This window comes from Neorhizobium sp. NCHU2750, from assembly GCF_003597675.1.
Taxonomy (GTDB): Bacteria; Pseudomonadota; Alphaproteobacteria; order Rhizobiales; family Rhizobiaceae; genus Neorhizobium.
Genome location: NZ_CP030827.1, coordinates 3,331,275 through 3,353,993 on the forward strand (window position 1 = coordinate 3,331,275; position 22,719 = coordinate 3,353,993).

General features: G+C 60.4%; 19 protein-coding genes. 8 read left to right on the plus strand and 11 right to left on the minus strand.

Annotated features, from left to right (window positions below; translation table 11 throughout):
- Nucleotides 1–29 precede the first annotated feature (29 nt).
- The 4 genes from NCHU2750_RS16185 to NCHU2750_RS16200 form a co-directional block, all read right to left on the minus strand.
- Complete coding sequence (locus NCHU2750_RS16185) at nucleotides 30–737, minus strand: GntR family transcriptional regulator (protein ID WP_162939658.1); 708 nt, start codon at nucleotides 735–737, stop codon at nucleotides 30–32.
- Nucleotides 738–867: 130 nt separating this feature from the next.
- Nucleotides 868–2,058 carry a mannonate dehydratase gene (gene uxuA / locus NCHU2750_RS16190; RefSeq protein WP_119941452.1) on the minus strand — a complete coding sequence of 397 codons (1,191 nt, stop codon included), beginning with the start codon at nucleotides 2,056–2,058 and terminating at the stop codon, nucleotides 868–870.
- 52 nt (nucleotides 2,059–2,110) lie between these two features.
- On the minus strand, nucleotides 2,111–3,622 hold the full coding sequence (locus NCHU2750_RS16195) for a mannitol dehydrogenase family protein (protein WP_119941453.1): 1,512 nt from the start codon (nucleotides 3,620–3,622) through the stop codon (nucleotides 2,111–2,113).
- Nucleotides 3,623–3,765: 143 nt separating this feature from the next.
- Nucleotides 3,766–5,082, minus strand: coding sequence for an MFS transporter (locus NCHU2750_RS16200; RefSeq protein WP_119941454.1), 1,317 nt, complete (start codon nucleotides 5,080–5,082; stop codon nucleotides 3,766–3,768).
- 685 nt (nucleotides 5,083–5,767) lie between these two features.
- Here NCHU2750_RS16200 and uxaC point away from each other — a divergent pair.
- Nucleotides 5,768–7,177 (plus strand): glucuronate isomerase, encoded by a 1,410-nt coding sequence (gene uxaC / locus NCHU2750_RS16205; RefSeq protein WP_119941455.1) that lies wholly within the window; start codon nucleotides 5,768–5,770, stop codon nucleotides 7,175–7,177.
- 158 nt (nucleotides 7,178–7,335) lie between these two features.
- On the plus strand, nucleotides 7,336–7,467 hold the full coding sequence (locus tag NCHU2750_RS31165) for a hypothetical protein (protein WP_256377687.1): 132 nt from the start codon (nucleotides 7,336–7,338) through the stop codon (nucleotides 7,465–7,467).
- Nucleotides 7,468–7,683: 216 nt separating this feature from the next.
- Here NCHU2750_RS31165 and NCHU2750_RS16210 read toward each other — a convergent pair whose 3' ends face one another.
- The gene (locus tag NCHU2750_RS16210) at nucleotides 7,684–8,022 is read right to left on the minus strand and encodes a cupin domain-containing protein (RefSeq protein ID WP_119941456.1); all 339 of its coding nucleotides are present in this window, start codon (nucleotides 8,020–8,022) and stop codon (nucleotides 7,684–7,686) included.
- 410 nt (nucleotides 8,023–8,432) lie between these two features.
- On the opposite strand from NCHU2750_RS16210, the gene NCHU2750_RS16215 reads away from it, so the two are divergent.
- From NCHU2750_RS16215 to NCHU2750_RS16240, 6 genes are all read left to right on the plus strand, one after another.
- A complete protein-coding gene (locus tag NCHU2750_RS16215; RefSeq protein ID WP_119941457.1) occupies nucleotides 8,433–9,530 on the plus strand; it encodes an ABC transporter ATP-binding protein in 1,098 nt (365 codons plus the stop codon).
- 3 nt (nucleotides 9,531–9,533) lie between these two features.
- Entirely contained in the window at nucleotides 9,534–10,457 is a 924-nt protein-coding gene (locus NCHU2750_RS16220; protein ID WP_119941458.1) for an ABC transporter permease, read from the plus strand.
- A complete protein-coding gene (locus NCHU2750_RS16225; protein ID WP_119941459.1) occupies nucleotides 10,450–11,259 on the plus strand; it encodes an ABC transporter permease in 810 nt (269 codons plus the stop codon). Before NCHU2750_RS16220 ends, NCHU2750_RS16225 begins: the two co-directional genes overlap by 8 nt.
- Nucleotides 11,260–11,276: 17 nt before the next feature.
- Nucleotides 11,277–12,311 (plus strand): extracellular solute-binding protein, encoded by a 1,035-nt coding sequence (locus NCHU2750_RS16230; protein WP_119941460.1) that lies wholly within the window; start codon nucleotides 11,277–11,279, stop codon nucleotides 12,309–12,311.
- A 69-nt stretch (nucleotides 12,312–12,380) separates the two neighbouring features.
- Nucleotides 12,381–13,550, plus strand: a complete 1,170-nt coding sequence (locus NCHU2750_RS16235) for a serine hydrolase domain-containing protein (RefSeq protein WP_245480267.1) — start codon at nucleotides 12,381–12,383, stop codon at nucleotides 13,548–13,550.
- A 9-nt stretch (nucleotides 13,551–13,559) separates the two neighbouring features.
- Nucleotides 13,560–15,242, plus strand: a complete 1,683-nt coding sequence (locus tag NCHU2750_RS16240) for an amidohydrolase (protein ID WP_119941462.1) — start codon at nucleotides 13,560–13,562, stop codon at nucleotides 15,240–15,242.
- Nucleotides 15,243–15,257: 15 nt separating this feature from the next.
- On the opposite strand, the gene NCHU2750_RS16245 is transcribed toward NCHU2750_RS16240, so the two are convergent.
- The 6 genes from NCHU2750_RS16245 to NCHU2750_RS16270 form a co-directional block, all read right to left on the minus strand.
- Nucleotides 15,258–15,998, minus strand: coding sequence for a GntR family transcriptional regulator (locus NCHU2750_RS16245; RefSeq protein ID WP_119941463.1), 741 nt, complete (start codon nucleotides 15,996–15,998; stop codon nucleotides 15,258–15,260).
- Between the two features lie 90 nt (nucleotides 15,999–16,088).
- A complete protein-coding gene (locus NCHU2750_RS16250) occupies nucleotides 16,089–17,327 on the minus strand; it encodes a Zn-dependent hydrolase (protein ID WP_119941464.1) in 1,239 nt (412 codons plus the stop codon).
- 44 nt (nucleotides 17,328–17,371) lie between these two features.
- Entirely contained in the window at nucleotides 17,372–18,706 is a 1,335-nt protein-coding gene (locus NCHU2750_RS16255) for an aspartate aminotransferase family protein (RefSeq protein WP_119941465.1), read from the minus strand.
- Nucleotides 18,707–18,727: 21 nt separating this feature from the next.
- Nucleotides 18,728–19,795 carry a phosphotransferase gene (locus NCHU2750_RS16260; RefSeq protein WP_119941466.1) on the minus strand — a complete coding sequence of 356 codons (1,068 nt, stop codon included), beginning with the start codon at nucleotides 19,793–19,795 and terminating at the stop codon, nucleotides 18,728–18,730.
- Between the two features lie 75 nt (nucleotides 19,796–19,870).
- Entirely contained in the window at nucleotides 19,871–21,298 is a 1,428-nt protein-coding gene (locus NCHU2750_RS16265) for an amidase (protein WP_119941467.1), read from the minus strand.
- Between the two features lie 21 nt (nucleotides 21,299–21,319).
- Nucleotides 21,320–22,672, minus strand: coding sequence for an aspartate aminotransferase family protein (locus tag NCHU2750_RS16270; RefSeq protein WP_119941468.1), 1,353 nt, complete (start codon nucleotides 22,670–22,672; stop codon nucleotides 21,320–21,322).
- Nucleotides 22,673–22,719: the final 47 nt, after the last annotated feature.

Below are 22,719 nucleotides of genomic sequence, written 5' to 3' on the forward strand. Positions count from 1 at the left end.
CAGCCACCCCAGGAACAGGAGGCGGAGGATCAGCTGACGGTCGCTTTCGCCCGCTCGGGACGTTTGCGCGAGGGCAAACGTGGCCTGGCATCTTCTTCCAGCCCCAATCCGTCGAGATGCTCGAAAACCGTCCGCAAATGGCTGCGAATGTGCCTCTCCGCTGCTTCCGCATCGCCGGCGATCACCGCATCGGCGATCCGGATATGCTCATCCAGGGTCAAGGCCATGCGGTCATTGTCCTGGATCGTGAGGTAGCGCACCCGGTCGAGCTGTGTCTTGGCCCTGAGGATGGCGCTCCATGTTCCCGCATAGCCGCTAAGCTCTGCAATCAGCGCATGGAACACATTGTCGAGCCGGTAGAACTCGTCGCCGTTGCCGACCGCCGCAGCCTGCTCGCGGATATTGGCGCGAATACGCTCGCGTCCGTCATCATCGAGCCGCTTCACAGCATCCACGACCAGAGCACATTCCAGCTTCTCGCGGATATATTGACCAACCTTGACAGCTTCGAGAGAGATCGGGGCAACGAATGTCCCGAAATGCGGATAGATCACGACCAGCTCTTCTTCCGCCAGCTTGATCAAAGCCTCGCGCACGGGCGTCCGGCTCACTTCAAGCTGCTGGCAAAGATCCGCTTCGGACAAGGGTTCATCCGGAGCAAGACGGCCGTAAACGATATCTTCCCGGATTTTGTCGAACACCTGGTTCGTCAAGCGGGATCGGCTGCGATCCACCATGTGGTCTCTCATCATATATGTGCTGCGGGTTAGGTCGAATTATCCTCCGGAGCGCTCTCAGCTATACCGGCCGTACCGGCGGGAGTAAACCGGCGATACGGCCACGGACTGCAGAACAACATCCTGTCTGTTATGCCACGCGTCCCTCCCTGAATGCCTGAACCGTCTGCATCACGCCGCGAAGCTCTGCGAGCCCCTTGAGGCGACCGACGAAGGAATAGCCGGGATTGGATTTCTGGCCGATATCGTCACCCAGGAGATGGCCGTGATCCGGCCGCATCGGGATTTGCGCAACGGCATGGCCAATCGATGCGCGCCGGTCTTCTTCCGCCATCATCGCGGCCGTCACTGCAACCATATCGGTGTCGCCACCCAGATGGTCGGCCTCATAGAACGAGCCGTCGGCTTCGCGCGTCGTATTGCGCAGATGGACGAAATGGGTCCGCGGCGCAAATTCCTTTGCCATGGCGACCAGATCGTTGTTCGGATTGGAGCCGAAGGATCCGGTGCAGAATGTCAGCCCGCAGGCCTCCTGCGGCACGCCCTTGAACAGCGCCCGCACATCGTCCGCATTCGACAGAACGCGGGGAAGACCGAAAATCGGGAAGGACGGATCGTCCGGATGGATGCAGAGCCGCGCCCCTTCTTCCTCGGCCACCGGAGTGATCTCGCGCAGGAAGGCGATCAGGTTGGCGCGAAGGTCCTCGACGCCGATCTGCTGGTAGAGCTCGAGCATGTCCTTGAAGCTCGAGCGGGTATAGGCGAAATCGCGTGCCGGGAGCCAGTCGATGAGATTGCGCTCGAGCTCGGAGATCTTGGCCTCGTCCATGGCCTCGAACCGGGCCTTGGCCTTGGCCAGATGCTCGGCCGAATAGGAGCTTTCCGCCCCCTTCCGCTGCAGCACGAATAGGTCATAGGCAGCGAAATCGACGCTGTCGTAGCGCAGCGCATAACCGCCGTTCGGCAGTTGATACATCAGATTGGTACGGCTCCAGTCGGTGATCACCATGAAGTTGTAGCAGATCACCTTCACGCCGGCCCGTGCCACGTTGCGGATCGACTGCTTGTAATTGTCGATCTTCTCCTGGAAATTGCCGGTTCGCGTCTTGATTTCCTCACCCACACCGATGCTTTCGACCACCGACCATGTCAGGCCGGCGGCCTCGACCATGGCTTTCCGCTTGGCGATTTCGTCGGACGGCCAGATGCCGCCCTGGTTCATGTGGTGCAGCGCAGTGACGACCCCGGTTGCTCCGGCCTGCCGAACTTTCTGCAGGCCTACCGGGTCATCTGGGCCAAACCAGCGCCATGTCTGTTCCATGTGTCAACTCCTGTAATGAATAAAGTAATGATCTGGTCTCGAAGCCTTCGCCTCAAGCCTCGTTCAAGAATGCCTTGATGGTGTAACGAACCCCGTGGGTGATCATATTCGACAGATGCCTGACGACCTCCCCCCGGAAATGGCCGTTTGTCGGCAGTTCCTCGCCGAAGATCTCGTGCACGGACAACAGCGCATCCGCAAGCCTTGCCGCGTCGCCGCCGGCATTCCTGGCGATCTCCGTCAGCCGATCGGCATGCGGATCGGTGACCGGATAATCCTGCCCGAGTTCGTTGCGACATGACAGGAACCGCATCCAGGCTGCAACGGTCAGCGGGATGACTCTTGGATTTTGCCCCGAGGCGTAAAGCTCGGATGCAGCCTCCAGAAGACGCGGCGGCAATTTTTGCGATCCGTCCCAGGAAATCTGCAGCGTCAGATGACGCACGCCGGTATTGCGGAAGCGGGTTTCCAGATCATGCGTATAGGCCACCACATCGGTGCCCGGCACCGGTGGCAGGGTACGGATCAGGTCGTCGTCCCACAGGCGGCGGATAACTTTCGGCAGGTCCTCGTCGACCATGGCATCGGCAATCGTCTCGATGCCGGCCACGACCGAAAGATAGGCAAGCGTCGAGTGCGAGCCGTTGAGGCAACGCAGCTTCATCAATTCATAGGGAGTGACATCCTCCACCAGAATGGCGCCGGCCTTTTCCCATTCCGGTCGGCCGAGGGGAAAGTCATCCTCGATCACCCACTGGCGGAACGGCTCGGTGACCACCGGCCATGCGTCGGTGACGCCGAGGCTGCTTGCCACGGACTGCCGGTCGGCATCCTGCGTGGCAGGCGTGATCCGGTCCACCATCGTGCAGGGAAAGGAGACGTTCTCGCTGATATAGCGGCCAAGCTCTGCGTCGCGCAGGCTGGCGAAACGGGTAACGATCTTGCGCACCTTGATGCCGTTCTGCGCGAGGTTGTCGCAGACCAGTACTGTAAATGGCGCCAGGCCGGCGTCCCGCCTCCGCCGCAGGGCCTCGGTCAGGAAGCCGGGAACGCTGCGCGGATCGGTCGGATTGGCAAGGTCGGAAATGATGACCGGGTTTTTCTCGTCGAGGCTGCCGGTCGCAGCGTCCTGGCAATAGCCCTTTTCGGTCACAGTTAGGGTGACGATGCGGATTTCGGGCTTCATCAACAGATCGAAGATCTCTTGTTTCTGGTCAGCCGTGACCATCACATCGAGGATGGAGCCGACGACACGCAGCTTGTCGTCGCCATTATCCCGGCTCAAAAGCGTATAGAGCCCATCCTGCGGATTGAGTGCATCGCGGATGGCGGGAGACATCAGGTCGACCCCGATGACGCCCCAGTCCGTGGCACCCTGTTGCAGGACCTCATCGGTATAGACCATCACATGCGCGCGACAGAAAGCCCCGAGACCGATATGCACGATGCCCGGTCTGACCGCCTTGCGGTCATAGGTCGGGCGTTGAACCGAAGCAGGCAGGGCGGCCACGGCCGCGTTGCCGAGACGATCCACCACGGCTCCGCTTTTCAAATTGATATTCATAACAAATCCTTGGTCATCGTCGCTGGGTGTTCGGCCTGAAGCCGGAGCGCTTTTCCCGCGGCATGCGATGTTTGAAAATTTCTGGAAATAGACCGGTCCGCTTCGGTCGAGAGAGGGAGGCGGACCGGAAATCTTGGACGCAATCAGACTTCAATGCCGGCAGGTGTCACACCCGAACCGGTCTTGGGCAGGATGAAATGCATCACGACCAGGCCAACCAGGTAGAGCGAGGATACGATCAGGAAGAGGAGGTGATAGTTTCCACCCGTTGCATCCAGCAGACGGCCGACGCCCATCGAAACGAACATGCCGATGATATAGGCGCAGAACCCGCCGATACCGACGACCGAACCGACCGTGCTACGCGGCATTGTGTCGGTGACGATCGTGTAGACGTTTGCCGAATAGCCCTGGTGGGCAGCAGCGGCGACGCCGATCAGAAGAATGGCGATCCACATATTCGAGACCGATGCAGCCATGAAGACCGGCACGACGCAGAGACCGCAGATCAGGAAGGCAATCTTGCGGGCACGCAGCGTCTTCACGCCCTTCTTGATCAGGGTCGACGAGATCCAGCCGCCGGCAATGCTGCCGACATCGGCCATGCAGTAGATGATGATCAGCGGAAGCATGGCGGCCATCAGGTCGAGGCCATACTGCTGGTGCAGGAAGCCGGGGACCCAGTTCAGATAGAACCACCAGACCGGAGCACTGAAGCAGGTACCGGCAATGTTGGCCCAGGTACCACGATACTTGAGCAGGGTGATCCACGGAACATGGACCTGCGGCTGTACCGGATCGCTCTCGATATAGGCGCGTTCTTCTGCCGACAGATGGCGGTTCTTTTCCGGCTTTTCATACAGCAGATACCAGGCAACCACCCAGGCAAAGCCGATAAGGCCTGTGATCAGGAAGCAGGCTCTCCACCCCCAGGTGAGAAGGATAAGCGGGACGAGGATCGGCGCAACCACGGCGCCGACATTGCTGCCGGCGTTGAAGATGCCGGTGGCAAGCGCCCGTTCCTTGGCCGGGAACCATTCGGTCACGGTCTTGATCGAGGCAGGGAAATTCCCGCCTTCGCTCAGTCCGAGGCCGGCGCGGGCAACCTTGAAGCTGAACACGCTACCCATGAAGGCATGGATGATGCCGAAGAAGCTCCAGGCGGCGACTGCGAGAGGCAGACCGGTCTTTACCCCGATCTTGTCCATGAGCCGGCCAACGCCGACGTAACCGAATGCATAAAAAAGGGCAAAAGCGGCGACGATGTCGCCAAAATCGGATTCACTCCAATGAAGATCGCTCATCAGGGTCGGCTTCAAGAGGCCGATAACCTGGCGGTCCATGTAATTGATGGTGGTGGCAAAGAATAGCAGGCCCACAACGGTCCAGCGATATCGACCGACCGTTTTCAAGGCCTTGGCAGGCATTGAGGCATGGTCGCCCATTAGTTGATTTGTCATGATCCGTCTCCCGGACGTTTCTGATCTCGGCGCAACGGGGCACCGTCGTGATCAAGTTAGCGGCCACCTCTTTCCCCGTAGGCCGCATAACCACGTTCATATACTACCATATGGGTGACTGGATTTGAGCTAGATCACGAATAACGTGCGACATTCCGGACAGCAATCATTGATTGATTATCGTCAATATTTGTATTTTCATAATTTATTTCAATTATTTAAATATACAATACATTATCATAATATGTAAAATATACGAAGTTCATCATTCCGACACGCTCCCCATCACCAGTCGGAACGCCAACGCGCCGAGAATGGCAACCGGAGCATGGCAGGTGATAACGGGACGCCTGAAGATCACCTCGCCGCAACCGCTATCGCAATCGCGTTACTACATTAGCGCGAACTCAGATCTGCGACATTAACGCACGAGCGCTGCTAAGCTGCGGCATTTTCGACAGATTTTGGCATCAATTGGAACCGGCCTTCTTATCCGGATAACCTTTATTAAAGCCTCCTACATAACCGTATCACATTGATTTAAATAGACATTTCTCAAAGAAAAAGAACTTGAAAAAGTAACAATGTATCAAATAACCGATCGACAGGCTGCGGCGTCCTGATCATTGACATCCAAACAAACGGCAATCTAGCGTTGGGGTGTCGAAAGGAGGTCGGCTTACCTATGAATACTCTCATACATCCTGACGTATTATTCCCGACCGAAGATAGTGCACGCTCTATTGCTCGCTCACTTTACAAAACGGTGTCGGATCTTCCGATCGTAAGTCCCCATGGCCATACCGACCCCAGATGGTATGCCCTGGACGAAGCGTTCCCGGACCCGGCACAGCTGCTTATTGTTCCTGACCATTATATTTTCAGAATGCTTTGCAGTCAGGGCATCAACCTCGAGGATCTGGGCGTTCGCCGCCTGGATGGATCACCGGTGGAAACCGATGGCCGCAAGATCTGGAGGCTGTTTGCCGAGAATTACCATCTGTTCCGTGGAACACCGACGCGGCTCTGGATGGACTATGTTCTGTCGTCCGTATTCGGCTTCGACGCTCTCCTGAGTGCGAAGAATGCCGACGAAAGCTATGATCTGATGGCTGAAAAGCTGCGCCTGCCGGAGTTCCGGCCGCGTGCGCTCTTCAAGCGCTTCAACATCGAAGTGATCGCCACCACCGAGGGCGCGCTTGATGACCTGAAATGGCATAAGGCGATCCGCGAAAGCGGATGGGACGGCCGCGTTGTGACCGCCTACCGGCCCGATGCCGTGGTGGACCCCGACTTCGAGGGCTTTGCGGCCAATCTCGATCAGCTCGGCAACATCACCGGCGAAGACACCGGCACATGGGCCGGCTACCTCGCCGCTCACCGCAAGCGTCGTGCCTACTTCAAGTCGTTCGGCGCCACCTCTTCCGACCACGGCCATGCGACCGCCGATACGGCCAATCTTCCCGCTGCGGAAGCCAAGGCCCTGTTCGATCGCATTCGTGCCGGCAAGTCGGATGCCGAAGACCACAGATTGTTCCGTGGCCAGATGCTGACCGAAATGGCGAAGATGAGCCTGGATGACGGTCTCGTCACCCAGATCCATCCCGGTTCGCGGCGTAACCACTCGCCGACGATTTTCGCCAAGCATGGGCGTGACATGGGCTTCGACATTCCCGGACGGACCGACTATGTCGCCGCCCTGAAGCCCATGCTCGATGCCGTCGGCATGGAGCGCGATCTCACCATCGTTCTCTTCACCCTCGACGAAACGTCCTTCGCCCGCGAGCTGGCACCTCTGGCCGGCGCATATCCTGCGCTCCGCCTCGGTCCCCCATGGTGGTTCCATGACAGCCCGGAAGGCATGCGGCGGTTCCGCGAGACGGTGACGGAAACGGCCGGCTTCTACAACACCGTCGGCTTCAACGACGATACGCGTGCGTTCCCGTCCATTCCGGCCCGCCACGACATCGCCCGGCGGGTGGATTGCGCCTTCCTGGCACGGCTCGTCACAGAACACAGGTTGAGGGAAGAAGAAGCCTTCGATCTGGCTCAGGAACTGGCCTACAAGCTCGTCAAGAAAGCCTACAAGCTTTGATCGACGCATAGGATTTCCCTCAGGACACAAGACCTGGGGGAAACACCCCTATCTGACAAGTCTCGGCGCCGGAGATGATGTGCAAGCATCCGTTTCCGGCGCCGAAGGCGTTGCGGCCTTCAGCTTGACCAAGACGAATTGAACCAGAGGACATTCACATGAATCCGGCCTTCAAGGCGATCCGTACCCTGCTTCTCGCAGCCGGTGCGACCAGTGCCCTCGGCGCCCCTCGCTCCGGCGCCCTTCGCTCCGGTGCATCGCGCCAGAGCCGCCGATATCCATCGCGCTAAACATCCGCCCGTCAGGGCATTGCCCGCGAATATCCAACATGGATGACAGTGGCAAACCGCGGCCGCCGAGACCTGCGGAAACGCGCGGAACCCGGAACCCGGCCCGGCCGCGGTGGTGCCGCGGACCGTCGATCTGCGGCGTGACGCAACGCGAGGCACTCTGCGACCCGCCAAGACAGGTAGACAGACGGCGCCCCGGGCGGCGAGGACCTCATCTCACTTGAGGAAGTCGGCCCTGTGGGGTGTGAAGGTGTCGATCAGGCGTCCGGCTTCGAGCGCTTTGACGCCGTGGACCAGATCAGGCGGCACGATGAAGCTGCCGCCCTTGTTGAGCACTTCCGTCCGCCCGTCGATCGTCACCTCGAAACTGCCCTCGGCGACATAGCTCGACTGGATATGCGGATGCGAGTGCTTCGATCCGATGGCGCCCTTCTCGAACACCACTTCCACCATCATCATCTCGGGCAGATAGGTCATGATACGGCGTGTCACGCCCGGTTCGGGATTAACCCATTCCGCATTTTCCGCCGAAACGAAGAGATCGCTTGCTGCCATTGCCTGTCCTCACCCCATGTTAGCCGGACACTATGCGACAATCGCCAGTGTCACACGCGCGGATCGATGCGCGCCCTGTTTGCATTCGCACCGATAATACAGATCGGCACATCACAGACAACAGCGCCATCACGGGAAATGACGAAAGACAAGCCATTGTTTTGGATTACATATCGGCATCGTCATCGCGATGGCCGTTTGTCGTCTGGCAGATATCGCCGATGGCATTGGGCCGGTTCGCGTACCGCGAAATGCCACGTTCCCACGTCGTCGAACGACCAGCCGGGAACAACGCTGGCATGTATTTTGCCTCTAAATTGAGGGGGTATCGCGTTAGTGCTTGTCTGCGTCAATCTGACGTGGAATGCTGACGAAAGTTGCAGAAACCGGCAATAGATGTGAGGGCGTGCTTGAGAAAACAGCAGGAGCTTGCAATCGAGGTCAGGGGTGTCAGCCGTGTCTACGGCGATGGCGCCGGACAGGTAACAGCCCTTAGCGGCATCTTTCTCAATATAAGGCAAAACGAGTTCTTCACGCTTCTCGGGCCATCCGGATGCGGCAAGACCACGCTTCTGAGGCTGATTGCCGGCTTCGATTTCCCGACCGATGGCGAGATCCTGCTTTACGGGGAGGATATAGCCCCGCTCCCGCCCTTCAAGCGACCGGTCAACACGGTCTTCCAGAACTACGCCCTCTTTCCGCATATGACGGTCGCTCAGAATATCGGCTTCGGCCTGGAAATGCTCGGCCGTCCGAAGGCGGAGATCGCCGCTCGTGTCGATGAAATGCTCGCACTCGTCCACATGGAGCCGATGCGCAACCGCAGGGTCATGCTGATTTCCGGTGGCCAGCAGCAACGTGTGGCGCTTGCCCGCGCGCTGGCACCCAAGCCCAAGGTCCTGCTGCTCGACGAACCACTGTCGGCGCTCGATTACAAGCTGCGCAAGGAAATGCAGATCGAGTTGAAACGGGTGCAGGCAGAAACCGGCATCACCTTCATCTTCGTCACCCACGACCAGGAGGAGGCGCTTGCCATGTCGGACCGGATCGCCGTCATGTCTCAGGGCAAGGTCCGGCAGGTCGGCGCACCCTGGGAAATCTACGATCGCCCGGCCGAACGTTTCGTCGCCGATTTCATCGGTGAAACCAATTTCCTGAGCGCCGACGTGGTCTCCATCAATGGCCCGCATGCCAGGGTGAAGCTTTCCACCGGCGGCATGCTTGATGCCACCTATCCCGAGGATCTCAGCCCGCAGGGCGGTGTCACGGTCGTCATCCGGCCCGAGCATGCGCAAATCTCCGCTCCTTGCGACGGCACGATCCTCACGGGCCAGATCGAGGACCTCACCTATCTCGGCACCGACACCCATATCCGCGTCCGGCTGCCGGATACGTCACTCTTCACCATAAGGCAGCAGAACAGCCGCATCGGGCCGATCGGCTTTTCTGCCGGTGATGCGGTTTCCTTGAATATCAGCGAAGGCGCAGCGCAGATCCTGAAGGATTGAGACATGACCGAGCGGACAAGAGAGGCCGCTTCGGCGGCACACAGACAGGACATAGCCAATCGCTGGCTCCTCAGCGCCCCGGCTCTCCTCATCATCGCGGTCGCAGCCGTCGGCCCGCTCTTCATCGTGCTGGTCTATTCGGTTCTCGCTTCGGGCTCATATGGCGATGTCAAATGGGAACTTTCCGGCCAGGGCTGGTTCAACGTCTTCTTCTCGCGCGACATTTTCGACGGCACGGTCTCGCTTGCCGATGCACATCTGTCGATCCTCTGGCGCAGCAGCTGGCTTGCGGTCGTGACCACGTTGCTCTGCCTCCTCGTCGGCTTCCCGACCGCCTATTTCATCGCCAGCAGGGCACCGCATAACCGTGCGATCTGGCTGTTCCTGATCACCATCCCCTTTTGGACCAACATGCTGATCCGCGCCTTCGCCATTCAGGAAATGATCCGCAACGAAGGTCTTGCCAACACGATCCTCATCAAGCTCGGCATCATCTCAAGCCCTATCCAGATGCTCTATACCGATTTCGCCATCCTGCTCGGCATGGTCTATGTGCACCTGCCGTTGATGGTGCTGCCGCTCTATGCAAGCCTCGAGAAGCTCGATTTCCGCCTCGTCGAGGCCGGATACGACCTCTACGCGACCCGCCCGAAGGTGCTGTGGCGGATCATCGTTCCGCTGGTCAAGCCCGGCATTATCGCCGGATCCATCCTCACCTTCATCCCGGCACTCTCTTCATATGTCATCCCCCGCATCCTGGGCGGTGGCAAGAACCTGATGGTCGGTAACCTGATCGAACTGCAGTTCGGTCAGGGCAAGAACTGGCCGCTCGGTGCAGCACTCTCGATCACCCTTGTCGTCATCGTGCTCTTCGCCATGCTCTATTACGTCAGGAATGCCGGGAAGACGGGAGGCGGCCATGCGTAAGCGCTTCGACATCCGCGTTCAGCCCGGCTTCACGACGATTGCGATGTTCTGCTTCTTCCTGCTTTACGTGCCGATCTTCACGCTGGTTGTCTATGCCTTCAATTCCGGCATCTCGATCGCACGCTGGGAGGGTTTTTCCCTCCGCTGGTTCGCCGCCGCCTGGAATAACGACCTCGTCATCGAAGCCGCGATCCGATCGCTCCAGATCGCTGCAGTCGCCGCCATTATTTCGACCGCCGCTGCCACGCTCGCGGCCATCGCCACCACCCGTACCGTCCCCTATCGCGGGCTGACCGCAAAATACTCGCTGATCAACATGCCGCTGATGGTTCCCGAGATCGTCACGGCCGTGGCATTGCTGATCGTCTTTGCGCGCATCAAGGTCTGGACGGGCTATTCCGGCCTCGGCTACCTCATCATCGCCCATACCGCTTTCTGCATTCCCTTTGCCTATCTGCCGATCCGGGGCAGGCTGGAGAACATGGATCTGGCGCTGGAACGGGCCGCCGCCGATCTCTACGCCACCCCTTTCAAGGTGTTTCGCTACATTACCCTGCCGCTGCTCTGGCCCGGCATTCTGGCCGGCCTGATGCTCTCCTTCGTCATTTCGCTCGATGACATCGTGATCACCGAGTTCGTCAAATCCGCAGGCCAGGAGACATTGCCGACCTACATGCTCGGCCAGTTGCGCCGCTCCATCACGCCCGAGATGAACGCCATATCGACGGTCTTTCTGCTGCTGTCGCTGGCGATCGTGACGATCTTCTTCTTCCTCAGCAGATCCAATGAAAAATCCGATTGAAAACAGGAGTGGGAACCATGAAGCATGCCGTAAAACTTGCCGCCGGTCTGGCTGCATTCTTCGCCTCGACAACGCTTGCCCATGCGGATGGCGAGCTCAACATTTTCAACTGGGGCAACTACACCAATCCGGAACTGATCAAGAAATTCGAGAACACCTACAAGGTCAAGGTGACGCTAACCGACTACGATTCGAACGACACCGCGCTCGCCAAGATCCGCCAGGGCGGCCACGGCTTCGATATCGTCGTCCCGTCTGCCAGCGCCATGCCGGTCTTCATCAAGGAAGGGCTACTGATGGAATCGCGCCCCGACCAGATGGAGAATTTCAAAAACATGGACCCGGAATGGATCAACGTTCCCTACGATCCGGGCCGCCACTATTCCGTTCCGTGGCAGTGGGGAACGACCGGCGTCACGGTCGACAAGTCGGTCTATAAAGGTGACCCTAACACCTCGGCGATTTTCCTCGACCCGCCGCCGGAACTGGTCGGCAAGGTCAATGTCGTGCCGGAAATGTCGGATGTCATGCACATGGTCGTCACCTATGCCGGTGGTCAGCCCTGCACCGGTGACCTGACCGTGCTGAAAAAGGCCCGGGACATCCTGATGGCCGCCAAGCCGAAATGGATCTCGATGGATTACGGGACGGTGGAAAAATACACGAAAGGCGATCTCGCAGCGAGCGTCGACTGGAATGGTGCTGCCTTCCGCGGCAGGCTCGCCAATCCGAACATTGTCTATGGTTACCCCAAGGAAGGCTATCCGATCTGGATGGATAATGCCGCCATCCTCGCCGATGCCAAGAATGTCGAAAACGCCAAGCTTTTCCTCAACTTCATCATGCTGCCGGAAAATGCCGCGCTGATTTCCGCCTTCGCCCGTTATTCGAACGGCATCAAGGGCTCCGAAGCCTTCATGCCCGACGACATGAAGACGGCGCCCGAGGTCAACATTCCCGAAAGCGCCAAGGCCGCGGGCAAGTTTAATCTCGCCTGCCCGCCGGAAGTCCAGGAACTATACACCAAGATCTGGACCGAACTGCAGAAATAGGCCGAGAAAGGAAGGCCGGCAGCGCGGGACACCCCCGCGCCGCCGCGCCATATCAAGGACATGGACAGCATGAACGACACGACCACCGTTGCCCGGTCATCGGTGACGCTTGCCAATTGGCGGGAGGCACCTTTCAGTCGCTGGAGTTTCCAGAACGTCCGCGAACTGGTTCCGACATCGGAAATTTCCTGCGGCACCGAACAGCCGGAAGAGGCGCTGGCCTCGCACACCTTCCTCACTCGCGAGATCGACACTGGTCTCGACGGCATCTCCAGCATCGAGGGCTTTCTGAAATACGCCCATACCGACGCCTTCCTCCTGATGAAGCGTGGCCGGATCGTCGGCGAATATTACGCACCGCATGCGCATGTGAACGCCAAGCATCTGGTCTTCTCGATCAGCAAGTCGCTCACCGCCATCCTCTCCGGCATTCTGGAAGACCGGGGCCTGATCGATCCGGAAAAACCGGTTCTTGCCTATCTGCCAGAGGCTAAAGGCAGCGCCTATGAGGATTGCCGCTATCGCGACGTGCTCGACATGCGCGTCAGCCTCGATTTCGCCGAAACCTATCTCGACAGGAACGGCCCCTTCGCCCGCTATCGCCGCGCCATGCTGTGGAACCCGGTGGAGCCGGGCTTTACGGTCGAGACACTCGCCGCCTTCCTGATGACGCTGAAAAAGGCCGATCGCCCGCATGGCGGCGGGCATGCCTATCTGTCGCCCAATGCCGATCTCCTGGGCGTCGTCATCGAATGTGTCACGGGGCGGCGCTACGGCGAACTGCTGTCGGAACTCCTGTGGAAGCCAATGGGCGCCCGCAACCACGCCTATGTGACCGTCGACAGCATCGGCACGCCGCGTACCGCCGGCGGCGTCTGCCTGACCGCCCGCGACCTTGCCCGTGTCGGCGAACTGATCCGCACCGGCGGTGCAATAGAAGGCCGGCAGATCATCCCGAAGGGCTGGATAGCCGACATGCTGGAGAACGGCGATCCCGAGGCCTGGAAGGCGGCAAACAGCACCGCCATGCCGAATGGTCGTTACCGCAGCCAATGGTACCAGACCGGAGCGCCGGATGGCGCCTATTGCGCCATCGGCATCCATGGCCAGTGGCTCTATGTCGACCCACAGAACGAGGCTGTCATCGTCAAGCTGTCGTCCCAGCCGAACCCGCTCGATGACGAGCTGAAACAGGACAATCTCGCCTTCTTCCGCACCCTTAGCCGCCTGCCACTGTAAGGAAAACGGATGCAGACCTTCGCAGACACCATCATCGTCAATGCCCGTGTGCTGACAATGGACACAGCCGCAGCCAAGGCGGACGCCGTTGCAATCTCCGGCCACAGCATCGTTGCAGTTGGCTCGACGGCCGAAATCCAGGCGTTGAAAGGCCCGGCGACGCGGGTGATCGACGCGGCGGGTGGTACCGTCCTGCCCGGATTCAACGAAGCCCATATGCATATTTTCATGGGCTCTGTCGGCCTGCGTCAGCTCTCGCTCTACAAGGTGAAGGGTTTTGACGAGCTGAAGGAGAAGGTTTCGGACTATGCCGCGAAGAACCCCAAGCTGAAACTGCTTCTTGCCCGCTCAGCCGACTACACGATCCTGTCGGAAACCGAACGCACCACCCGCCATGATCTCGACCGCGTGATTTCCGACCGGCCGTTCGCGATGATCGCCCCGGATCACCACACCGCCTGGGCCAACACCAAGGCGCTGGAGCTCGCCGGCATCCTGCATGGGAAAGCGGTAGGCGTCGGCAACGAGGTAGTCATGGGAGAGGATGGCCTGGCCTCCGGGGAGCTGCGCGAGGCCGATGCCATGCAACCGGTCTTTGATCTCAGCGAAACCGGTGGCCGGGAAGGGCTCGGTATAGGCACTGGCGGCGAACCGGACAGTGTCACGCCGGAAGAGCGCGCCATCGACCTGGAAATCATCAAGGACGGTCTCGCCTATTGCGCTTCGCTGGGCATAACCTCGATCCAGAACATGGATGGCAACCTCTACCAGTTGGAAATCCTCGACGAAATCGAGAAAACAACCGGCCTGCCGGTCAGGGTGCGCATGCCCTATCACATGAAGAATTTCATGCCGCTCGCCGACCTTGAGGAGAAAGCGGCGACCTGGCACCGCCGCTTCCACACAGACCGGCTGCGCTGCGATTTCGTCAAGATGTTCATCGATGGCGTAACCGAAGGTGAGAGCGCCGTTTTTCTCGATGACTATGCCCATCGCCCCGGTTGGAAGGGCGATCCCCTGTTCAGCCAGCAGCATCTGAATGAGATCGTCACCGAGGCCGACCGGCTGAAACTGCCCGTCGCCGTCCACGCGATCGGCGACGGCGCGGTCCGCATGGTGCTCGACGCCTACGAGACGGCCGCCGCGACGAATGGCAAGCGTGATGCCCGCAACCGCATCGAACATATCGAAGTCATCCATGAAGATGACGTGCCGCGCTTCAAGGAACTGGGCGTGATCGCCTCGATGCAGCCGACCCATCCGCCCGGCAATGCCGGCCTGCCGATCGAACCCTATCTCTCCTTCATCGGCCGCGATCGCTGGCCGCTCGCCTTTGCATGGCGCACGCTCGCGAATGCTGGCGCCGAGATCGTTTTCGCCACCGACTGGCCGGTCTCACCGCTCGATCCGATGAGCTGCATCCACGATGCGATGACGAGAAAACGCTGGGCCGATGACCTGCCGGATCAGCGCCTGACGCTGGCCGAAACGCTGGCCGCCTATACCAGCACCGGCGCCCATGTGGAGTTCATGGAAGATCGCAAGGGCAAGCTCAAACCGGGTTATCTGGCGGATATCGTGGTGCTTTCCGCCGATGTCGAAGCTGTCGTCTCGGAGGATCTGGCCTCGGTCCGGCCGGTCATCACCATCTGCGACGGCAAGATCACCTATGACAGGGCGCTCGCCGGATAGCACGCGACAGCGCCGTCACACTTCCGCAAGCGCTTTCAAAAGCACCGCATCGTCTTCGCCGGTGATGATGTCGGCATCCGTTTGCAGGACGAATTCGACGACGGGGAAAATGCCGCCGAGATGGATCTTCAACAGCCGTGCGGCCTCACTCTCGTCATGGCCCCTGATCGCCGCATAGAGCGCTGAGTGTTCGTCGATCACCTCCTCGAAATAGCCGATCTTCGGAAAGGCCAGGCGGCGAACGCGATCGAGCTGTCCCGTGGCGTTGTGGATCGTCTGCCAGACATTCGGAAAGCCGGCGATCCGGCAGAGCAACCGATGGAATTCGTTGTCGACCTTGAACGCCTCGTCGATGTCGCGCCTTTTGGCCGCGTCCTGCTGGCGGAAGATCAGGAGGTCGAGATCGCGTTCATGGACCGGATCGAAATTGCGCGCGGCCAGCCTCACGGTGCGCATTTCCAAGCTCGAGCGCACCAGATGCCCCTCGATCACCTTGCGCAGGACGATCTTGTTGACGAATGTGCCGCCACTCGGGACGATGTTGACGAGACCTTCCTGGGCAAGCCGCAGCACCGCCTCGCGCATCGGCGTGCGGGAAATGCCGAGCTCGGCGCAGGTTTCCTTCTCGTTCAGCGTTTCGCCGGGCGCGAGCTTCATGGTGATGATCGCATCGCGAATGACATTATAGGCCCAAAGCGCCTTGGGCAGGCCAGCGCCGTCGACGTCATCCAGTCCCAGTTTCGCGTGTAAATTCACCCAAGCCCTCGTTTGCACCGTTCGACGTATGTCAGCATCCTATCATATCGCATCATGCCCGCAGCAACAGACAGCATCCGCTCGAAAACGTCAGGCTTCGTTGGCGAGTTTCAGCGCCATTTCGAGCAGAACCTTGGCGCCCGCCGTCACCTGCTCCGGCTCGCACCATTCCTTCTCGCTGTGGGAAATGCCGTCCCTGCAGGGCACGAAGATGATCGCCGTCGGGCAGATATGCGTCATCGACAGCGCATCATGCGAGGTGAGCGTCGGCAGCATCATCGACGTGTAGCCCAGCCCCTCAGCCACTTCGAGAACCTGTGCGGAAAGTTCCGGCGAAAGGTCCAGCCGCTGCCGATAATGCGAGGTCGTCGCATCGATGACAAGGCCGGTCTCTTCGGCGATCCGCTTCGCCGCAGCCTCGATGCGCTCGATGATTTTCGCCCGGCCTTCCTCGGTCGCATGCACGGCAACATAGGAGAGCTTGGTCAGATGCGGAATGTTGACCCGGTTGTTCGGCCAGTTGCGGATCACCGTGGCGCTGACCATGCCGTCCGGTTCGTTCTCCGCCCCGATCGCTTCGATCTCGATAATGAGTTTTGCTGCCGCAACGAGCGAATTGCGCCGCTTCGACATCGCCGCCGTCTGCGAATGGCCGTTCTCGCCGCTGATATCGATGAAGCCGCTGCAGCCCCAGGAGCTGTTGGAGACAGCTGCGATCATCGCACCCGTCTTTTCCATTTCCGGTCCCTGTTCGATATGCAGTTCGAGATATTTGTGAACCGCGCGACCGCCGACCGGAAGCGGCCCGGCATAGCCGATCCGCTCCAGCTCGTCGCCCAGCATGGCGCCTGCATCATCCTTGCGGGAGAGCGCGCCGTCGAGCGGCAAGAGCCCGGCAAAGATACCCGAGCCCATGACGCCCGGCTGGAACCGCGCGCCTTCCTCATTGGTGAAATTGGCAATCTCGATCGCCCGTCGCGTCGTCACACCAGCGGCGTTCAGCGCCCGCACGACCGCGATACCGGCCAGCACGCCCAAAACACCGTCGAATTTGCCGCCCGGCATCTGCGTATCGAGATGGCTGCCGATCATCAGCGGCGGCAGCGCGGGATCTGTCCCCTCGCGCCGGGCAAACATGTTGCCGATCGCATCGACAGAGACGGTCAACCCCGCTTCCTGCGCCCAGTAACGAAAAAGATTGCGCCCCTCGCGGTCGGCATCCGAAACGGCCGGCCGAAAGCTGCCGCCGCCATCGGTGGCGCCGATCGCTCCCATGGTCATGATGTCGGCCCACAGGCGCTCACTATTGATGTCCGGCGACGAGGTCATGGTCTTTTCCTTTTATGGTCTGGAAGCGCGGTGGAAGGACACGATCAGTTCGTCTCGTGCAGCACCTCTTCGAGTGTCTTGAGGAAGATATCCGCGTGCTCCTTGCCGAATGGCAGCGGCGGCCGGATCTTCAGCGTGTTGCCCTGCATGCCGGCAGCGGAAATCAGCACCCGATGTTCACGCATGCGGTTGACGACGGCAAGCGAGCGCGCACCGTCCGGCTCGCGGCTGTCGCGGTCCTTGACGAATTCCAGCCCGAGGAAGAGGCCGGCACCGCGTATATCGCCAATGCAGCCGAATGTCGGCATGAGCTTGCGCATGCCTTCCATCATGTAATTGCCGGTCGCCAGTGCATTGCCCATCAGGTCTTCGTCGCGGATGATATCGAGCACGGCATTGGCTGCCGCGATCGACACGTGATTGGCGCCGAACGTGTTGAAATAGCGGATGTCGCGGCCGAAACGGTCCTGCACCTCGCCCTTCATCACGGCAGCGGCGATCGGCAGGCCATTGCCCATCGGCTTGCCCATCACGGCAATATCGGGAACGATGCCGTGGCGCATGAAGCCCCACATGTGGGAACCGGTGCGGCCGAAGCCCGGCTGCACTTCGTCGGCGATATAGAGAGCACCCGCCTCATGCACCACCTCGAGCGCCTTCTTCAGGAAGCCGGCAGGCTCAGCGAAGATGCCGTCGGTCGAAAAGATACTGTCGGCGATGAAGGCAGCCGGCTTGATGCCGCGCCGACGCATGAAGGCGATCGCCTTGGCGATTTCTTCTGCAAAGACCTCGCCCACGTCGCGGCCATCGTCCCGGTAGGCATCGGGCGCCGGCACGGTCACGACATTCATGCCGATCGGCATGTTCGGGCCGAGCTGCGGCGAGATCCCGGCAGCAGCCGCCGTCGTGCCGTGATAGGCATTCTCGGTGATGATGATGCCGGTGCCGCCGGTGTAATAGCCGGCGAGCCGCAGGGCGAGATCGACCGCCTCGCTGCCGGTGCAGCAATACATCACCCGGTTCATCTCCTCGGGAAAGGTCGCAAGCAGCTTTTCCGAATAGTCGAGGATCTTGCCGTCGAGATAGCGCGTATGGGTGTTGAGCACCGCCGCCTGTTCTGCGATCGCCGCAACGACCCGGGGATGGCAATGGCCGACCGAGGGAACGTTGTTATAGGTGTCGAGATAGGCATTGCCGTCCGGATCGTAGAGCCAGACACCCTCGCCGCGCACCAGATGAAGCGGGTTCTCGTAGAACAGCCGATAGGACGGCCCGAGCATCGCCTGGCGGCGCTCGATCATCGACCGCTCGCGCTCCGGCAGGCTGCTGAGGCGCGAGGGGTCGAAGCCGTTGATCATCGTGGTGGCTGGCTTGCTCATCTGTGTCTCCCTGAAATGACGTTATCGACGGCATGCGGCCGCAAGGCGCGCGATGGCATCGTCTTTTGAAATGGCATCGAGCCGGGCGAACTGCGCCCAGACGGTCGGACTGTTGCGCGTGTAGAGATCCCGAAGTTCGGGAAACAGCTTGCCGCGCCATTCGGGGATCGCAAGCCGCATCAGCATCCGTGTGGTCACCGCGGTGTAGAGCAGCTCGACCTCTTCGTCCGTGAGCGTCTTCTCGGTCGAATAGCCTTTAAGGAAGTCGCACATCGCCTCGACCGGATCGGCAGCATTCCCCATCTGGTAGGCCGCACCGACGCCAACGTCGAACAGGACAGGCGCATGCACCATGTCGCCGAAATCGATAATGCCACTGATCATGTCCGGATCGGCCTTGCTGACGAGGATATTCTCCATGTTGAAATCGTTATGGATCACCTGCGCCGGCAACTGCGCCATCCGCGGCAGAATGTTTTCCTCGAAATCATCGAGCGCACGCGCCAGCCTGGAACGCTGCTCATCCTTTTCGAAAGCGGAGAGAAGATCCCGCATGCCGCTAGCATGCGACATGTCCCAGGTGATGCGGTGGCTGGCCGCTTCATGGCTAAACCCCTCAAGCGCCTTCTGCATGCGCCCGAGCAGCACGCCGACGCGGTGGCGCTGGATCGCCGAATGCGGCTGCGATTTCTGCGAAACGCCAGGAACGAAAGTGACCATGCGCACGCCGCGCGTGGCGCCATCGTCATCGGTCATGCGAAAATCCGCCTCGCCATCGACCGTACGGATGATCCGCTGGATCGGAATGCCCGGATCGGCAGCCTCCACATGCAGCAGTGCCTGGCTGTGCATGCTGGTCATCGCCGGGTTTTCGGCCGGATTGAGGACCTTGAAGAGATATTCGGTGCCGTCATCGAGCGTCAGGCGGTAATTGCTGTCCTTCTCGCCCCAGAGCCATTCGGCCCGCCCCTTCAATCCATATTTTTCCCGCGCGATCCGCTCGGCCTGATCCGGGGGCACGGCGGTCGCGCCCGTCTTGAGCTCTGCGCCAAGCCCGCTTGCCGCCCCTTGGCTTGCCGTGGAGGCCATCTGTCCCATCCCAATGCTGCTGCTGTTGTCAGTTTGGGTGCGGAGGAACATGGCCTCCGCACCGTTGGTTACGGCTCAGGCAACCCGCGGGGCGCTGAGAACCTCTTCCGGATAGGCAGCCTGGTAGGCAGCCGCCAGCGCCAGCACGATATCGTCGCGGTAGCGCGGGCCGACGAACTGTAGGCCGACCGGCAGACCGCCGGCATCGAAGCCGCAGGGAACCGACACGGCCGGCTGACCGGTCATGTTGAACGGATAGGTGAAGGGCGACCAGTCGGACCAGTCCTTGCCCTCGATACCGCCCGGGAAATCCGTGCCTGCCTCGATCGCCGTCACCGGCATGGTCGGCAGCATCAGCGCGTCGTATTTCTCGTGGAAGAGCGCCATCGTCACCTTGAGATCGGCGCGCACCTGCTCGGCCATGACATAGTCGATGGCGGAATAGGCCTTGCCCTTTTCGTAGATGCGGATCAGGCCCGGATCCATCAGCTTCTTCTGCTCTTCCGTCGGATTGACCATCTCGACGGTCCGGGCTTCGGCCGCATACCACAGCGCCAGAAGCGCATCCTGCGGGTTGGCGAAGCCGGGATCGACCTCCTCGATGATCGCGCCCATATCGGCAAGCCGCTTGGCGGCCCGCTCGACGGCGGCGGCGACATCCGGCTGCACTTCGGCATAGCCGAGATTGCGGCTGTAGCCGATCTTCAGGCCCTTGACGCTGGCGGCCTTGACCCCTTCATGCCAGTTCGGCACCGGGGTCGGGCAGTAGCCGTAAAGCGCCTTCGGCGTCGGACCGGTCGTCGCGTTCATGAACAGGGCTGCATCTTCGACGGTGCGCGTCAGCGGCCCGCGATGGGCAAGCTCGAACAGCGTCGTTGCCGTATCGGCCGGGATCCAGCCATAGGTCGGCTTGATGCCGAACGTACCGGAGAAAGAGGCCGGGATACGGATCGAGCCCGCACCGTCGGAACCCTCATGCAGCACGCCCATGTTGAGCGCGGCCGCAACAGCCGCACCACCCGAAGAACCGCCCGACGCACGGTCCGTGCGCCATGGGTTTAGCGTATTGCCGAAGGCAGGCCCGTGGGTGACGCCCTTCCAGCCGAATTCCGGCGACGTAGTCGTGCCGAGAATGGTGACGCCCGCACCGCGCAGGCGTTCCATGATCAGGAACTCCTTCTCCGAAGGTGTCGTGGCGCCGAGCGCCGAACCGCGCCGCCACGGAATGCCCTTGACCGGCGTCAGTTCCTTGATCGTCGTCGGCGCACCGTCGATGGGCGAAAGCGGTTCGCCCTTCTTCCAGCGCGCTTCCGATGCCTTTGCCTCGGCAAGCGCCAGCTCCGGCACTACATAGGCAAACGCATTAACGCTCGGGTTGAACTTCTCGATGCGCTCCAGCGAGGCCTTGGCGGCCTCTACCGGCGACGCCTTGCCCGAGGCAAACAGCTTGGAAAGCTGTGCCGCGGTCATTTCGCCGAGATCTGTCTTGTCCGTCATTGTCATCGTGTCATTTCCTCGAAACGTTCAGGCGCGGGTTGCGGCAACCGTGTCGAGCGCACGGGCGACGGCCGCAAACATGTCGTCGATCTGCTCTGCGGTGATGATCAGCGGCGGGCAGAAGCAGATGCCCTCCGCAATGTTACGCACGATCAGGCCTTCGTCCTGGCACGCTGCGGCAACGGCTGCGGCCGCATCGCCGGCAGCGGCATCCGCCCACGGCTTGATTTCGAGCGCACCAAGCAGACCGACGCCACGCGAGGAATGCGCCAGCGGATGCTTGGCAAGTTCGGCCAGGCCACCGAGGAACTTCTCTTCCAGACGGGCGGCATTGCCGACCAGATCACGCTCCTGAATGATCTTCAGGTTTTCCAGACCGACGGCGGTCGCGACCGGATGGCCCGATGCCGTGTAGCCATGGCCGAACACGCCGATACGGTCGGATTCATCGGCGATCGGCTGATAGAAATGGTCGTTCATGATGATCGCCGAGAGCGGCATATAGGACGACGAGATCTGCTTGGATACGACCAGAACATCGGGCGTGATGCCGAGCGTTTCGCAGGCAAACATCTTGCCGGTGCGGCCGAAGCCGCAAATGACTTCGTCGGCGACGAGAAGGATATCGTATTTCTTCAGGATCGCCTGCACGCCGGCCCAGTAGCCGTCCGGCGGAACCAGCACGCCACCCGCACCCATGACCGGCTCGCCCCAGAAGGCGGCAATCGTTTCCGGACCTTCCTTCAGGATCAGGTCTTCGAGATCCTTCAGCATGCGCTTGGTGAAATCGGCTTCGCTTTCGCCTTCCAGGCCGAAATGCACATAGGACGGGCAGGACGTGTGGATCATCCGGTCGAGCGGCAGGTCGAAGCTTTCATGGTTGCGCGGGAGGCCGGTGATCGAGCCGGCGGCGATCGTCACGCCATGATAGCCCTTGATGCGGCCGATGATCTTCTTCTTGTCCTTCTTGCCGAGCGCGTTGGAACGATACCAGACCATTTTGCAGGCGAGGTCATTGGCTTCCGAACCGGACGAGGTGAAGTGGACCTTCGACATCGGCACCGGCGCGATCTTGATCAGCATTTCGGCGAGATCGATCGACGGGCCATGCGTCTTGTAGGAGAAGGTGTGGTAATAGGGCAGCTTTTCCATCTGCGCCTTGGCGACTTCCGCCAGGCGCTTCTCGCCGAAGCCGAGCGCCACCGACCACAGGCCTGCGAGACCTTCGATATAGCGCTTGCCGGTGTTGTCGAACACATAGATACCGTCGCCGCTCTCGATCACCAGACCGCCGGTCTTCTCATATTTGCGCAGGTTGACGTTCGGATGCATCTGATAGGCCATATCGCGGCCTTCGACGGAATTCGGCATGATCGTCATAGGGTCTCTCTCCATTGAAAATTTCGGGCTTTCCGGCCCGGATAATA

Bases quoted from the DNA above. Each gene is read 5' to 3' on its own strand.
- NCHU2750_RS31165 (WP_256377687.1), top strand. From the start codon at position 7,336: ATGAATCCGGCCTTCAAGGCGATCCGTACCCTGCTTCTCGCAGCCGGT.
- NCHU2750_RS16195 (WP_119941453.1), bottom strand. From the start codon at position 3,622: ATGAATATCAATTTGAAAAGCGGAGCCGTGGTGGATCGTCTCGGCAAC.
- NCHU2750_RS16210 (WP_119941456.1), bottom strand. From the start codon at position 8,022: ATGGCAGCAAGCGATCTCTTCGTTTCGGCGGAAAATGCGGAATGGGTT.
- uxaC (WP_119941455.1), top strand. From the start codon at position 5,768: ATGAATACTCTCATACATCCTGACGTATTATTCCCGACCGAAGATAGT.
- NCHU2750_RS16265 (WP_119941467.1), bottom strand. From the start codon at position 21,298: ATGACAATGACGGACAAGACAGATCTCGGCGAAATGACCGCGGCACAG.
- uxuA (WP_119941452.1), bottom strand. From the start codon at position 2,058: ATGGAACAGACATGGCGCTGGTTTGGCCCAGATGACCCGGTAGGCCTG.
- NCHU2750_RS16260 (WP_119941466.1), bottom strand. From the start codon at position 19,795: ATGGCCTCCACGGCAAGCCAAGGGGCGGCAAGCGGGCTTGGCGCAGAG.
- NCHU2750_RS16250 (WP_119941464.1), bottom strand. From the start codon at position 17,327: ATGACCTCGTCGCCGGACATCAATAGTGAGCGCCTGTGGGCCGACATC.
- NCHU2750_RS16270 (WP_119941468.1), bottom strand. From the start codon at position 22,672: ATGACGATCATGCCGAATTCCGTCGAAGGCCGCGATATGGCCTATCAG.
- NCHU2750_RS16200 (WP_119941454.1), bottom strand. From the start codon at position 5,082: ATGACAAATCAACTAATGGGCGACCATGCCTCAATGCCTGCCAAGGCC.
- NCHU2750_RS16185 (WP_162939658.1), bottom strand. From the start codon at position 737: ATGGTGGATCGCAGCCGATCCCGCTTGACGAACCAGGTGTTCGACAAA.
- NCHU2750_RS16255 (WP_119941465.1), bottom strand. From the start codon at position 18,706: ATGAGCAAGCCAGCCACCACGATGATCAACGGCTTCGACCCCTCGCGC.
- NCHU2750_RS16220 (WP_119941458.1), top strand. From the start codon at position 9,534: ATGACCGAGCGGACAAGAGAGGCCGCTTCGGCGGCACACAGACAGGAC.
- NCHU2750_RS16230 (WP_119941460.1), top strand. From the start codon at position 11,277: ATGAAGCATGCCGTAAAACTTGCCGCCGGTCTGGCTGCATTCTTCGCC.
- NCHU2750_RS16225 (WP_119941459.1), top strand. From the start codon at position 10,450: ATGCGTAAGCGCTTCGACATCCGCGTTCAGCCCGGCTTCACGACGATT.
- NCHU2750_RS16240 (WP_119941462.1), top strand. From the start codon at position 13,560: ATGCAGACCTTCGCAGACACCATCATCGTCAATGCCCGTGTGCTGACA.
- NCHU2750_RS16235 (WP_245480267.1), top strand. From the start codon at position 12,381: ATGAACGACACGACCACCGTTGCCCGGTCATCGGTGACGCTTGCCAAT.